This window comes from Oryzihumus sp., from assembly GCF_054325275.1.
On the sequence record NZ_JBTCWL010000001.1, the window covers coordinates 108,710 to 121,754 of the forward strand.

The 13,045-nt window shown below is 73.0% G+C and carries 13 protein-coding genes; 7 read left to right on the plus strand and 6 right to left on the minus strand.

Going from position 1 to position 13,045, the window contains the following annotated elements; genetic code table 11:
• Positions 1 to 4: 4 nt before the first annotated feature.
• Positions 5 to 934 carry a 5'-3' exonuclease gene (locus ACXVGS_RS00465; RefSeq protein WP_458530012.1) on the minus strand — a complete coding sequence of 310 codons (930 nt, stop codon included), beginning with the start codon at positions 932 to 934 and terminating at the stop codon, positions 5 to 7.
• A gap of 65 nt (positions 935 to 999) precedes the next feature.
• Between ACXVGS_RS00465 and ACXVGS_RS00470 the strand changes: the two genes are divergently transcribed.
• Positions 1,000 to 1,452: an Lrp/AsnC family transcriptional regulator gene (locus ACXVGS_RS00470; RefSeq protein WP_458534733.1), complete on the plus strand. Its 453-nt coding sequence runs from the start codon at positions 1,000 to 1,002 to the stop codon at positions 1,450 to 1,452.
• A 6-nt stretch (positions 1,453 to 1,458) separates the two neighbouring features.
• On the opposite strand, the gene ACXVGS_RS00475 is transcribed toward ACXVGS_RS00470, so the two are convergent.
• The 5 genes from ACXVGS_RS00475 to ACXVGS_RS00495 all read right to left on the minus strand — a co-directional run bounded on the left by ACXVGS_RS00475 (position 1,459) and on the right by ACXVGS_RS00495 (position 5,484).
• The gene (locus ACXVGS_RS00475; RefSeq protein WP_458530010.1) at positions 1,459 to 1,668 is read right to left on the minus strand and encodes a hypothetical protein; all 210 of its coding nucleotides are present in this window, start codon (positions 1,666 to 1,668) and stop codon (positions 1,459 to 1,461) included.
• A 144-nt stretch (positions 1,669 to 1,812) separates the two neighbouring features.
• Entirely contained in the window at positions 1,813 to 2,787 is a 975-nt protein-coding gene (trpS, locus tag ACXVGS_RS00480; RefSeq protein WP_458530009.1) for a tryptophan--tRNA ligase, read from the minus strand.
• Positions 2,788 to 2,946: 159 nt separating this feature from the next.
• Positions 2,947 to 3,438 (minus strand): Cys-tRNA(Pro) deacylase, encoded by a 492-nt coding sequence (ybaK, locus tag ACXVGS_RS00485; RefSeq protein WP_458530008.1) that lies wholly within the window; start codon positions 3,436 to 3,438, stop codon positions 2,947 to 2,949.
• Positions 3,439 to 3,482: 44 nt separating this feature from the next.
• Positions 3,483 to 3,866: a VOC family protein gene (locus ACXVGS_RS00490; RefSeq protein WP_458530007.1), complete on the minus strand. Its 384-nt coding sequence runs from the start codon at positions 3,864 to 3,866 to the stop codon at positions 3,483 to 3,485.
• A 142-nt stretch (positions 3,867 to 4,008) separates the two neighbouring features.
• Complete coding sequence (locus ACXVGS_RS00495) at positions 4,009 to 5,484, minus strand: KamA family radical SAM protein (protein WP_458530006.1); 1,476 nt, start codon at positions 5,482 to 5,484, stop codon at positions 4,009 to 4,011.
• Positions 5,485 to 5,570: 86 nt separating this feature from the next.
• Between ACXVGS_RS00495 and kdd the strand changes: the two genes are divergently transcribed.
• The 6 genes from kdd to lnt form a co-directional block, all read left to right on the plus strand.
• Positions 5,571 to 6,671, plus strand: a complete 1,101-nt coding sequence (kdd, locus tag ACXVGS_RS00500) for an L-erythro-3,5-diaminohexanoate dehydrogenase (protein ID WP_458529846.1) — start codon at positions 5,571 to 5,573, stop codon at positions 6,669 to 6,671.
• Positions 6,668 to 8,278, plus strand: a complete 1,611-nt coding sequence (locus ACXVGS_RS00505; RefSeq protein WP_458529845.1) for an amidohydrolase — start codon at positions 6,668 to 6,670, stop codon at positions 8,276 to 8,278. Before kdd ends, ACXVGS_RS00505 begins: the two co-directional genes overlap by 4 nt.
• Positions 8,275 to 9,870, plus strand: a complete 1,596-nt coding sequence (kamD, locus tag ACXVGS_RS00510; RefSeq protein WP_458533477.1) for a lysine 5,6-aminomutase subunit alpha — start codon at positions 8,275 to 8,277, stop codon at positions 9,868 to 9,870. Before ACXVGS_RS00505 ends, kamD begins: the two co-directional genes overlap by 4 nt.
• Entirely contained in the window at positions 9,867 to 10,676 is an 810-nt protein-coding gene (gene kamE, locus ACXVGS_RS00515; RefSeq protein ID WP_458529843.1) for a lysine 5,6-aminomutase subunit beta, read from the plus strand. The genes kamD and kamE overlap by 4 nt, the downstream gene beginning before the upstream one ends.
• On the plus strand, positions 10,673 to 11,077 hold the full coding sequence (gene kal, locus ACXVGS_RS00520; RefSeq protein ID WP_458533476.1) for a 3-aminobutyryl-CoA ammonia lyase: 405 nt from the start codon (positions 10,673 to 10,675) through the stop codon (positions 11,075 to 11,077). Before kamE ends, kal begins: the two co-directional genes overlap by 4 nt.
• Positions 11,078 to 11,515: 438 nt before the next feature.
• A partial coding sequence (gene lnt, locus ACXVGS_RS00525) for an apolipoprotein N-acyltransferase (RefSeq protein WP_458536511.1) occupies positions 11,516 to 13,045 on the plus strand: 1,530 nt, incomplete at its 3' end.

The window sequence follows — 13,045 nt, forward strand, 5'->3', positions numbered from 1 at the left end:
GCGCTCAGCCGTCGATGCCGAACGCGGCCAGCACGCGGTTGAACGAGCCGGCCAAGCCGAAGTCGGCAGCCAGCCGCGACATCAGCACCGGGTCGGCGACGGCGCCGGGCAGCACGCCGTCGACCTCTCCGACGGGCGCGTCCCGGGCCACCTGCACCACGGTCGGCGCCGCGTCGAGGTAGTCGCTGGCGGCCTCGAGGCGGGTCCGCTGCGCGCCCTTGATCTGGGGGTCACCCTCGGCGAGGGCACGGCGCACGCCGGCCAGGTCGCCGTACCGGGCGATGAGGGTTGCCGCGGTCTTCTCCCCGATGCCCTGCACGCCGGGCAGCCCGTCACTGGTGTCCCCGCGCAGCGTGGCCATGTCGGCGTACGCCGCACCGGTCGCCACGGCGTACTTCGCACGGAGGAAGTCCTGGGTGACCACGTCGGCGTCGCGCACCCCGCCACGGGCCGTGTAGAGGACCCGCACACCGGCGGCGTCGTCGACGAGCTGGAACAGGTCGCGGTCGCCGGTGACCACGTCGACGGGCATCCGGCCCCCGGCCAGGTGGGTCAGCGTGCCGATGACGTCGTCGGCCTCGTAGCCGTCGGCGCCGACCCGCGCGATCCCCAGCGCCTGCAACGCGTCCCGGATGACCGGCACCTGCGGCACGAGGTCCTCGGGCGTGTCCTCGACGGCGTCGCTGCCGCTGGCGAGCCGGTGCGTCTTGTACGTCGGGATGGCCGCCACCCGGAACGCCGGGCGCCAGTCGTTGTCCCAGCAGGCCACCAGGTGGGTCGGTGCGTGCGTGGTGACCAACGTGGCGATCATGTCCAGGAACCCGCGCACGGCGTTGGTCGGCGGCTCCTGCGGGGTGCGGCGCCGGTCCGGCACGCCGTAGAACGCCCGGAAGTACAGGCTCGCGGAGTCCAGCAGCATGAGTCGCTCGGTCATGGGCCACATCGTCGCACCCGGGCAACCTGGCGCCACCGCGCCCCGCGGGCCCGTACCCTTGCGGCGTGGAGGACCTGGACCGACAGATCATCGAGCTGCTGACCGCCGATGGCCGGATGAGCTACACCGACCTGGGCAGGGCGACGGGTCTGTCGACCTCGGCGGTGCACCAGCGGGTGCGCCGGCTCGAGGAGCGGGGCGTCATCCGCGGCTACCGGGCCATCGTCGACCACGACGCGCTCGGCCTGCCGCTGACCGCGTTCATCTCCGTCTCCCCGTTGGACCCCGCGGCCCCGGACGACGTGCCGGATCGGCTCACCGGGCTCGGCGACCTCGAGGCGTGCCATTCGGTGGCCGGCGTGGAGAGCTACATCCTCAAGGCGCGGGTCGGCTCGCCGGGCGACCTGGAGGACCTGCTGGCCCGGGTCCGGGCGGCGGCCAACGTCTCCACCCGCACCACGGTCGTGCTGTCCACGCCGTGGGAGGGCCGCCCCGTGCCGCCCGAGCGCCAGGGCTGACCCGGCTCAGGCCACGTCGGGGCAGCCGGGGTCGATGACCGGGTCCGGGGCCGGCGGCGTCGTCGCGGCCGCGGGCGCGCAGTGCCAGCCGCACTCGGCCAGGTCCCAGAAGCAGCCCGGCCCGTGGTGGTGTGCCAGGCCGTCCACGCCGTATGCCGTGTGCGCGGGCAGCGTGTCGGGCACCGGTGCCAGCGGGGGAGGGGTCGGCAGGCTCATGGGGTGCTCCGTTCGCCGTCAGGACGACCTTTCGACGGTAGGACCGCCCCCGGACCGCGTCAACGTGCCTTTGCGCAGGTTGGTGCTGCTGGATGGCCGGCTTCCGGTGCGTCCAGCAGCACCAACGTGCGCAAAGGGGTCAGGTCAGGCGACGTGGCCCAGCCCGACGGCCGCCATCGCGGCGTGGAGCCGGGGCTCGGCGTGGTCCCGCGCCCGGCGCGCCCCGAGGTCCAGCGCCTCTCCCACCGCGGCGGGGTCGGCGACCAGCGCGGCATACCGCTGCTGCACCGGCTCCAGGGTGGCGACGACCGCGTCGGCGACGTCGGCCTTGAGCGCGCCGTAGGAGGTGTAGCCGGCCGCGAGCGCCGCCGGCTCCCCGCCCGTGCAGGCGGCCAGCAGCTCCAGCAAGTTGCTCACGCCCGGCTTGGCCACCGGGTCGTGCCGCACCGTGCCGTCGATGTCGGTGACCGCACGCATCACCTTGCGGCGGACGACCTCCGGGGTGTCGAGCAGGCGGACCACGCCCATGGCGGCATCGGGCGCGGACTTGCTCATCTTGCGGGTGGGGTCCGTCAGGTCGGCGACCCGGGCCGCGAGCGCCGCCCGGTGCAGCTCGGGCACGACGAACACCTCGCCGTGCTCCCGGTTGAACCGCAGGGCCAGGTCGCGGGTGAGCTCCACGTGCTGGTCCTGGTCGCCGCCGACCGGCACGGTGCGCGCGCCGTACAGCAGGATGTCCGCCGCCATCAGGCACGGGTAGGTGAACAGCGAGGCGCGGACCGACCGGTCCCCGGTGCGCGCGCTCTTCTCCTTGAACTGGATCATCCGCGACAGCTCGCCGACGCTGGCCGTGCACTCCAGCAGGTAGGCCAGCTGGGCGTGTGCCGGGACATCGGACTGGAGGAACACCCGCCCGGGCCGCACCCCGGCCGCCAGCATGAGCACGGCGGTCTCCCGGGTCAGCTCCCGCAGCAGGCGGCCGTCGTGGGGCATGGTCATGGCGTGCAGGTCGGCGACGAAGTAGAACCCCTCGGGGTCGTCGGCGAAGCGGCGCAAGGCACCGAGGTGGTTGCCCAGCGTGAGCCGCCCCGAGGGGGTGATGCCGGAGACGGTGGTCATGGTCGTGGCCTTTCGTCGAAGGTGGGTGCGTCGACGGGTGGCCGGGGACACGACAGGGCCGCCTCGTCGAGGCGGCCCTGGTGGTGTGTGCGCGTGCGCCGGACAGGTCCGCCCTCAGGCGGCCCACCAGGACTGGCGCACGGATGTCATGGGACGAGGTTAGCGGGCGATCGGAGCGGTTGTCGCGCCTGTCACCGTGACCAGGTCCGCCGGGGCGAGCTCGAGGTCCAGCCCGCGCCGCCCACCGGAGACCAGCACGGTGACGTGGGCCAGGGCGCTGTCGTCCAGCACCGTGGGCAGCGCCCGCTTCTGGCCGATCGGGCTGATACCGCCGACGACGTAGCCGGTGCTGCGCTCGGCGGCCGCCGGGTCGGCCATGGCCACCTTCTTGGCGCCCAGCGCCGCCGCGACGGCCTTGAGGTCGAGCTGCCGGTCGACGGGCACGATCCCCACGGCCAGGCCACTCTCGCCCTGCACCAGCAGGGTCTTGAAAACCCGCTCGGCCGGCACGCCGAGCGCCTGCGCCGCCTCCAGGCCGTAGGAGGGTGCGGCCGGGTCGTGCTCGTAGCTGCGCGCCTCGAACGCCACCCCGGCCCGGGTCAGCGCGACCGTCGCCGGCGTCCCGGTGCTGCCCTGCTTCGCCTTGCCCATGCGCCCGACCCTAGCCACGCGCGGTGACCGGGCAGTGGCGACCCTCAGACCTGCTCGAGCGCAAAGGTGTTGCCGTCGGGGTCGGTGAACCACGCGACCTTGCCGTAGCCGGAGTCATGGATGCCGCGCTCGTCGGTCGCCACGGGCACGTCGTACCGCTCGAAGGTCACCCCTCGGGCGGAGAGCTCCTCCACGGCCCGGGCGACGTCCTCGACGTCGAAGCGCGCCACCGTGCCCGTGGCCGTGCCCGCGTGGGCCGGCGCCACGTACACGTGAAGCACTGTCCCGGCCCCGCACGGGTAGGCCCAGCTACCCTCGTGCGCGCCCGGTCCGCGCGTCAGCCCCAGGACGCCCTCGTAGAAGGCGACCGCCCGCCGCTCGTCCGAGACGGCGACCTGCGTCGCCACGGCACACTTGCTCAGGTCCATTTGTGTCCTCCCCGCCGGCCCCGGTGGCCCGCACCAGCTCCACCGTAGGACGTCACCGGCCCACGGGAACGGGTATGCCGTGCCCCTCACGGTGAGGGGCACGGCATACCTGGGTGGGCGCGGGTAGGCCCGCGCGGGGGGCTCAGGCGTGGACGGAGTGGCTGGGCACCGGGTCGAGGGCCTGGGCCTCGGCGGCCTCGCGGGAGGCACGGGCCTGCTCGACGGCGGCCGCGTGGGCCTCCTCGTGCCCGCCGTGCTGGGCCCACCACTGCTGGCCGGCCTCGGGCAGGGTGTAGATCGGGTCGTAGTAGACGAACTCGCGCGAGAGCGCCTCGGTGTCCGCGCCCTCGATCGAGGTGCGGTAGTTCTTGCGCCAGTACGACATGCCGCGCTCGGTGTCGTAGGAGTCGACCTGGTGCACCCAGCGCTTGCCGACGAACGGCACGTCGCACACGATGCGCGGGGTGGCGAAGCCGGGCAGGTAGCCCATCATGGAGTGCTGCAGGTGCTGGGCCTCGGCCAGCGACATCCGCCAGTGCTCGCTGAACGGGATCATGTCGCACATGTAGAAGTAGTACGGCGTGATCGAGGCGCCGTCGAGCAGGGCGAAGCACAGGTCCAGCAGCGCCTCGGTGCTGTCGTTGACGCCCCGCATGAGCACGCCCTGGTTGCGCACGTCGCGCACCCCGGCGTCGAGCATCGCCTTCGTCGCCGCGGCGACCGCCGGGGTGACGGACTGGGCGGTGTTGACGTGGGTGTGGATCGCCAGGGACACCCCGCGCTCACGCGCCTTGCGGGCCACCCGGCCCACGCCCTCGACGACGTCGTCGGCCAGCCAGTGCTGCGGCAGGCCCATGAGCGCCTTGGTCGCCAGGCGGATGTCGCGGATGTTGTCGATCTCCAACAGCCGGTCCAGGAAGGACTCGAGGTTCTTCCACGGCATGTTGGCCACGTCGCCACCGGAGACGACCACGTCGCGAACCGAGGGCGTGTTGCCCAGGTAGGCCAGCATCGCGGCGTAGCGGTCGACCGGCTTGAGGTCGAACTTCAGCTTGGCCACGGTCGGCGTGGAGTTGCCGACGAGGTCCATGCGCGTGCAGTGCCCGCAGTACTGCGGGCAGGTCGGCAGCAGCTCGGCGAGCACCTTGGTCGGGTAGCGGTGGGTCAGCCCCTCGGCCACCCACATGTCGTGCTCGTGCAGGGAGTCGCGCGAGGAGTAGGGGTGCGAGGGCCAGTCGGTGCGCCGGTCGCTGAACACCGGGAGCATGTAGCGCCGGACCGGGTCGGCGTAGAACGCGGCGGTGAACTCGGCGCCTGCCGCCGGCATGGGGCCGTCGGTCGAGGGGACCATCGTGTTCATCATCTGCGGCGGCACGAGCATCGACATGGTCGCGCGCTCGGCCTGGTCACGCTCGAGGTCGAGGTAGAACGCCTCCGTGAGCAGGTCGCCCATGAGCTCGCGCAGCTGCTTGATGTTCTTCACGCAGTGCGCGCGCTGCCACTGGGCGCTGGCCCACTCGGCGGCCGTGACGTCCTTCCAGCCGGGCAGGCGGGTCCAGTCGGGCTCCACCAGCTCACGACGGCGGTAGGCGTAGGGCTGCTCGATCTTCGCGCTCATGACTGGCAGGATACGGGAGAACTTGCGGTGAACTGCAAGACTCACCGCAAGATCTGTTTCCCGACGCCGCTGATGGAGGAACCGCTGTGAACGACGTGCGCACCACCCCGAGCTCGCCGGTCGGCCTGCACCGGGTGCTGGAGCCGGCGGGGGAGCGGATCACCCTGCCGCAGGCGGCCCAGCGCCTCGATGCCACGCCGCAGGTCTGGCCCGACGAGGTGCGCATCGCCGTCGAGACGCTCAACCTCGACGCCGCCTCCTACCGTCAGCTCGCCGAGGCCCACCGCACGCCGGCCGGGGAGGTCGACGGCGAGGCGGTGCGGGCCGCGGTCCTCGACATCGTCGCCACCCGGGGCAAGATGCAGAACCCCGTCACCGGCTCCGGGGGCATGCTCATCGGCACTGTCGAGGAGGTCGGCCCGGACAGCCCGCTCGGTCTCGTCCCCGGCGACCAGGTGGCCACCCTGGTGTCCCTCTCGCTCACCCCGCTGGCCCTCACCGACGGGCTTGCCCGCTGGGACGGCCGCTCCGAGCGGGTCCCGGCCGAGGGCCACGCCATCCTGTTCGGCCGCTCCATCGCGGCCAAGCTGCCCGCCGACCTCGATCCCGAGCTGGCCCTGATGGTCATGGACGTGTGCGGGGCGCCGGCGCTGGTCGCCCGGGTGGTGCGCGAGTACACCGACCGGGGGCAGATCCCCTCGGTCCTCGTCCTGGGCGGCGCCGGCAAGTCCGGCTCGCTGTCCCTGGCCGCTGCCGCCGACGCCGGGGCCGGCCGCCGGGTCGCGGTCGTGCCGTTCGAGGCCGAGGCCGACCTGTTGCGCGGCACCGGGCTGGCCGACGAGGTGGTCATCGCCGACGCGCGCTCGCCGCTGGGCCTGTCCGGCGCGGTCGAGGCCGCCGGGGGGCCCGCCGACATCACCGTGGTCTGTGTCGACGTGCCCGGCTGCGAGCAGCCGGCGATCCTGTCGACCGCCCAGGGCGGCACGGTCATCTTCTTCTCCATGGCCACCAACTTCGCCGCCGCGGCGCTCGGCGCCGAGGGCCTCGCCGCCGACGTGCGGATGCTGGTCGGCAACGGCTACGTCCCCGGGCACGCCGACTACGCCCTGTCGCTGCTGCGCGGCAACGCCGCGGTGCGGGCCCTGTTCGAGGGACGCCTGGCGCACGAGCAGACTGTGACCCCGTGAGCACTCTCTACCGTGGGGGCTTCGTCTACAGCCCCGTCGACCCGTTCGCCACCGCCATGGTCGTCACCGGCCACGAGATCGCGTGGATCGGCGGTGAGGAGGCGGCCGCCGGCCACGCCGACGCCGTCGACGAGGTGGTCGACCTCGACGGCGCCCTGGTCACCCCGACCTTTGTCGACGCCCACGTGCACACGTCGATGACCGGCCTGTCGCTGGAGGGCGTCGACCTGTCCGACTCACTGTCCCTGGCCGAGGCGCTGTCCCGCATCGAGACCGCCGCCCGCGCCCGCCAGGGGCGCCCCGTCTACGCCCACTCCTGGGACGAGCGGGCCTGGCCCGAGGGGCGCGCCGCCACCAGCGCCGAGCTGGACCGGGCCTCCTATGGCGGCGTGGTCTACATGCCGCGCATCGACGCCCACTCCGCGGTGGTCTCCTCGGCCCTGGCCGCGGCCAGCGGCGCTCGCGGCCGCGACGGGTGGCACGAGAGCGGCCTGGTCCTGCGCGAGGCGCACCACCTGGCCCGGGAGGCGTTCCACGCCGGCATCACCCCGGCCGACCGCAGCCGCCACGTCGACCTGGCCCTGAAGGCCGCCGCGCAGGCCGGCATCGGGCTGGTCCACGAGCACGGCGCACCGCACCTGAGCAGCGCCGAGGACCTGGCCACCGTCATCGCTGCCGGGGACCGCGGCGACGGCCCGCAGGTGATGGCCTACTGGGGCGAGCTGGTCGAGGACGAGCAGGCGGCGCGTGACCTGGTCGCCCGGCACGGTGCCCGCGGCCTGGCCGGTGACCTGTGCGCCGACGGCTCGGTCGGGTCGCGCACCGCCCGCGTGCGCCGGCCCTACGCCGACGAGGACACCCACGGCTGCGCCTACCTCAGCGTCGAGCAGGTGCGCGACCACGTGAGCGCCTGCAGCCTCGCCGGCGTCCAGGCCGGCTTCCACGTCATCGGCGACGCCGCCGTCGAGACGGTCGTGGCGGGGCTGCGCGCCGCCGCCGAGCAGGTCGGCGCCGACGTGGTGCGCCGCGCCCGCCATCGGCTGGAGCACCTGGAGATGCCCGACGCGGACGCCATCGCCGCCCTGGTCGACCTCGGCGTCCACGCCAGCGTCCAGCCCGCCTTCGACGCCGCCTGGGGCGGCGAGGCCGGCATGTATGCCGCGCGGCTGGGTGCCGAGCGCGCCCTGGCCATGAACCCGGTCGCCTCGATGGCCGCCGCAGGGATGTCCCTGGCGCTGGGCTCGGACACCCCGGTCACGCCGTTCGCGCCGTGGCAGGCGATCCGCGCCTGCGTCAACCACCACAACCCCGAGCAGCGCATCTCCGCCCGTTCGGCGTTCCTGGCGCACACCCGCGGCGGCTGGCGCGCCGGGGGCATCGACGACCGGGGCTACCTCGACCTGGGCCAGCCTGCCTCCTTTGCGATCTGGTCCGTGGGTGACCTCGTCGTCCAGGCGCCGGACGACCGGATCCAGACGTGGAGCACCGACCCCCGCTCCGGGACACCTGGCCTGCCCGACCTGAGCCCCGGTGCCGACCTGCCCGTGAACCTGCGGACCGTCATCCGCGGCCGCACCGTCTTCGACCGTGAAGGTGCTCTCACATGAGCCAACCCGCCAAGCTCGAGCTCGACCCGACCGTCGTCCGCAAGGCCAGGTCCCTGGCCCGCAAGGCCGGCGCGCCGGTCGTCAAGATGGCCCGGACGCACACGACGGTCTCCGTCGAGCGCGCGGTGCTGCGCCTGGCCGGCCTGGCCGGCGCCGACCACGAACGCGTCCCGTGGGTCAACCACCTGGTCTCCCGGGTGCGTGACGAGGTCGGACTCGAGCACGGTGTCACCACGCCAGTCTTCGACGCCCTGCGCCGTGGCGAGGCCGCCGACCTGCTGACCCTGGCCCAGAAGGCCGCCGCCGGCTCGGTGTCGTTCCGCCTGCCGGAGGGCCGCGACCTCACGGCCGCGCGATCCCTGGCGATGCGCACGGTCAAGCCGGGGATGACCCGCATCGACAGGAACCGCGCCACCCGCGACCGGCTCATCAAGCGGCACGGCGACCCGAAGCAGCGGCCGTGGATCTACCTCATCGTGGCCACCGGCGACATCTACGAGGACATCCCGCAGGCCCAGGCCGCCGCCCGCGAGGGCGCCGACGTCATCGCGGTGATCCGCTCCACCGGGCAGTCGCTGCTGGACTACGTGCCCGAGGGCGCCACCCGAGAGGGGTATGCCGGCACCTACGCCACCCAGGAGAACTTCCGGCTCATGCGGGCCGCCCTGGACGAGACGAGCAAGGAGCTGGGCCGCTACATCCGGCTGACCAACTACGCCTCCGGTCTGTGCATGCCCGAGATCGCCACCCTGGCCGGCCTCGAGCGGCTCGACATGATGCTCAACGACTCGATGTACGGCATCCTCTTCCGCGACATCAACCCGATCAGGACCTTTGTGGACCAACGGTTCTCGCGCCAGATCCACGCCCGGGCGGGGATCATCATCAACACCGGCGAGGACAACTACCTGACCACCGCCGACGCGGTCGAGGCGGCGCACACCGTCACAGTCAGTCAGCTGCTCAACGAGTACTTCGCCAAGGAGGCGGGGCTGCAGGACTGGCAGCTCGGCCTGGGCCACGCGTTCGAGATCAACCCCGACCTGCCGGACAGCTTCCGGATGGAGCTGGCCCACGCCATGCTCGCCCGCCAGCTGTTCCCCCACGCACCGCTGAAGTGGATGCCGCCGACCAAGCACATGACCGGCGACGTCTTCCGCGGCTACCTGCTCGACGGGTTCTTCAACCTCGTCGGCGCGATGACCGGCCAGGGCATCCTGCTGGTCGGCATGATGACCGAGGCCGTGGTCACCCCGTTCCTGTCCGACCGTGACCTGGCGCTGCAGAACGTCCGCTACGTCATGAACGCCGCGGGCGGCCTGACCGAGGACTTCCACCCGCCGCGTGACGGCTTCATCCAGACCCGCGCTCGGCAGGTCCTCTCCGAGGCGATCGACCTGCTCGAGCAGATCGTCCACGACTCCGACGCGGCCGGCGACCCGCCGCTGCTGTCGGCCATCGCGGACGGCACGTTCGGGCTGATGAAGCGCCCGGCCGACGCCGGCAAGGGCCTCGACGGCGTCGTCAAGCGCGCCGACGGCTACGACAACCCCGCGATCACCCTGCTGGAGCAGAAGGAGTCCGCCAAGTGAGCACGGCAGTGAGCGGCAACGGCAACGCCCCCGCGGAGGCGACCACCCGCGATACCCAGGCTCCTGACCTGATCCGCCCCTACGGCGACACCACCGGCGACGGCATGGTGCAGGTGTCCTTCACCCTGCCCATCCCGCACGACAAGCGGGCCGAGGGCGCGGCGCTGCAGCTGGCGAAGAAGATGGGCATCGAGCCGGCGCTCCTGGTGCACGCCAAGGCGATGGGCCCGGACTTCACGTTCTTCGTGGTCTACGGGAGCGTCAACCACCTCGTCGACCTGCGTGAGGTCAAGGTCGTGGAGCGGGAGTACCCGCTGCTGTCGGCCAAGGAGGTCAACGCCGCGATCAAGTCCCGGCTGCGCCGCAAGCTGGTCGTGGTCGGGGCCTGCATCGGCACCGATGCCCACACCGTGGGCATCGACGCGATCCTCAACATCAAGGGGTTCGCAGGGGAGAAGGGCCTGGAGTACTACCGGGAGATCAAGGTCGTGAACCTCGGCGCCCAGGTGCTCGTGCCCGACCTCGTCGCCCGGGCGAAGGCGGAGAAGGCCGACGCCGTCCTCGTCAGCCAGGTGGTCACCCAGAAGGACGCCCACATCCACAACACGACGACGATGTCGGCGGCGTTCCGTGAGGCCTACCCGGCCGGCAAGGTGCCGCTGCTCGTCGCCGGCGGCCCGCGCTTCGAGGAGGGCTCGGCCGGCAGGCTCGGCGTCGACCACATCTTCGGCAAGGGCACGACGCCCGGCGAGGTGGCGTCCTACCTCGTGCACATGCTGGCCGAGAAGAAGGAGCACGCCCGATGAGCCCCCGCGCCACGCCCGAGCAGGTCGGCACCACGGTCACCCACCGGCGCTACGTGCCCTACAGCCACGCCCACTACGCGGGCAACCTCGTCGACGGGGCCTACTCCCTGGCCGCGTTCGGCGACGTCGCCACGGAGCTGTGCATCCGCACCGACGGTGACGAGGGCCTGTTCGCCTCCTACAGCGACGTGCAGTTCCTCGCCCCGCTGCGCGCCGGCGACTGCATCGAGATCGAGGCCCGGCTCGAGCGGGTGGGCACCCGCAGCCGGGAGATGAGCTTCGCCGTGCGGGTCGTCGCCCGGGGCAACCCGGAGCGGGGGGAGTCCGCCGCGGACGCCTTCGCCGAGCCGATCGTGGCCACGACCGCGCGCGGCGTCGTGGTCGTCCCGCCCGTCGGCTGAGGCACCGCTGCGCAGTGTCCCCGGCGTGTCCCGCGCGACACGCCGGGGACATCACCAATTCCTTCTCAACACAGCGGATTCGCCCACCGCGCCGACCTGCGGCAACAGGCGTTTTCGCAGGTGAACAAGGGGTTGACAGCACCCGAGGACTGGGTAGATTCCGTGGGGTTGTCCGACACGGATCTGCATCACCAGGGGGACGGGGTAGGAGACAGCTGACGGGGCCCCTGGCGGCTTGCGCGCGCAGCCGCCACGCATTCCAGACCCACGGCGCTGTGTACGCCCAGTGCCCACCCGGAGGGGTGGAGGCGGACGACGGAAGGACCCGCGTGCTTAGTAGACAACAGCCCGCTCCGGCAGCCTGTCGGGTCGGCGCTGGTCCCAACGGCAACGCGGGTCCTTCCGTATCTCCCGGGTCCGTGGCCTACCGTGTGCCGCGTGCACCGCTACGCCCTCGCCCTGTTCGCCGGCCTGGGCCTGTGGCTCGCCTTCCCCTCCCATGACCTCTGGCCGCTGACGCCGGTCGGCGTGGCCCTGCTCGCGCTCGCGACCCGTGGGGCCGGCCCGGCCCGCGGCGCCCTGTTCGGCCTGGTCGCCGGGCTGGCCTGCTTCCTGCCGCTGCTGTCCTGGTCCGGCATCTACGTCGGCGCCGTCCCCTGGGTGGCCCTGAGCGTCCTGGAGGCGCTGTACGTCGCGCTGCTGGGTGCCGCCGCCGGCCTCCTGCAGCGCCCGCGCACCCTCAGCGGTCGGGCACCGGTGCGCCCGGTCGTCGTGGCCCTGCTCTGGGTCGCCCAGGAGGCGCTGCGCTCGGCCACCCCGTTCGGCGGGTTCCCTTGGGGGAGACTGGCCTTCAGCCAGGCCGACTCCCCGCTGCTGCACCTGGCCGCCCTCGCCGGCGCTCCCGCGGTGACGTTCGGGACGGCGCTCGCCGGCGGGCTGCTGGCCGTCGCGGTCGCGCGGCTGCGCTGGGAGGGCCCGGGACACGGCATACCCGTCTCGGGGTGGCTCGGCGCCCTGCCCGCGCTCGCGGGCGCCGTGGCACTGACCCTGGCCCCGGCCCTGGTGCCCACCCCGGTCGACGGGCCCCGCGCCCCGGTGATGGCGGTGCAGGGCAACGTCCCCCGGGCGGGCCTGGAGTTCAATGCCGAGCGCCGCAGGGTGCTGGACAACCACGCCACCGTCACCCACGCCGCGGCCGCGTCCGTCCGGGCCGGCGCCAAGGAGCGCCCGGACCTGGTCGTGTGGCCGGAGAACTCCAGCGACATCGACCCGCTGCGCAACGGGGACGCCGCGGCGGTGATCAACGCCGCCGTGGACGACATCGCCGCCCCGGTGGTCGTCGGCGCGGTGCTGGAGGAGCCGAGCCCCCGGATCTCCAACGCCAGCCTGCTCTACCGTCCCGGCGAGGGGGTGACCCAGCGCTACGTCAAGCAGCACCCGGTGCCGTTCGCGGAGTACATCCCCTACCGCTCCTTCTTCCGCCACCTCAACGACAAGGTCGACCTGGTTCGCAGCGACATGGCCCCCGGGCCCGCCCCCGCGGTGTTCCGGGTGCCCTCCCGCACGGCGGGGACGCTGGCCGCCGGACCGGTGATCTGCTTCGAGGTCGCCTACGACGGGCTCGTGCGCGACACGGTGACCCATGGCGCCAACCTGCTGCTGGTGCAGACCAACAACGCCACGTTCGGCTACACCGACGAGTCCGAGCAGCAGCTGGCCATCTCCCGGGTGCGCGCGGTCGAGCACGGACGCTCGGTGGTGCACGTCTCCACGGTCGGCGTGAGCGCGCTGATCACCCCCGATGGCGTCGCGCACCAGCGCACCACGCTGTTCACCGCGGCGCTGCTGGCCGGCGTCCTGCCGGTGCGCTCGGGCCTGACCCTCGCCGACCGGGTCGGTCAGTGGCCGGAGCTGCTCGCCTGCGCCGCCGTGGTGTTGTTGCTGATCGCCCGCGGACGGCACGGGCTG

Excerpts from the sequence above, each read along its gene's own strand:
- ACXVGS_RS00465 (WP_458530012.1), bottom strand. The coding sequence starts at position 934 with ATGACCGAGCGACTCATGCTGCTGGACTCCGCGAGCCTGTACTTCCGG.
- ACXVGS_RS00475 (WP_458530010.1), bottom strand. The coding sequence starts at position 1,668 with ATGAGCCTGCCGACCCCTCCCCCGCTGGCACCGGTGCCCGACACGCTG.
- trpS (WP_458530009.1), bottom strand. The coding sequence starts at position 2,787 with ATGACCACCGTCTCCGGCATCACCCCCTCGGGGCGGCTCACGCTGGGC.
- ybaK (WP_458530008.1), bottom strand. The coding sequence starts at position 3,438 with ATGGGCAAGGCGAAGCAGGGCAGCACCGGGACGCCGGCGACGGTCGCG.
- ACXVGS_RS00490 (WP_458530007.1), bottom strand. The coding sequence starts at position 3,866 with ATGGACCTGAGCAAGTGTGCCGTGGCGACGCAGGTCGCCGTCTCGGAC.
- ACXVGS_RS00495 (WP_458530006.1), bottom strand. The coding sequence starts at position 5,484 with ATGAGCGCGAAGATCGAGCAGCCCTACGCCTACCGCCGTCGTGAGCTG.
- kamD (WP_458533477.1), top strand. The coding sequence starts at position 8,275 with ATGAGCCAACCCGCCAAGCTCGAGCTCGACCCGACCGTCGTCCGCAAG.
- kal (WP_458533476.1), top strand. The coding sequence starts at position 10,673 with ATGAGCCCCCGCGCCACGCCCGAGCAGGTCGGCACCACGGTCACCCAC.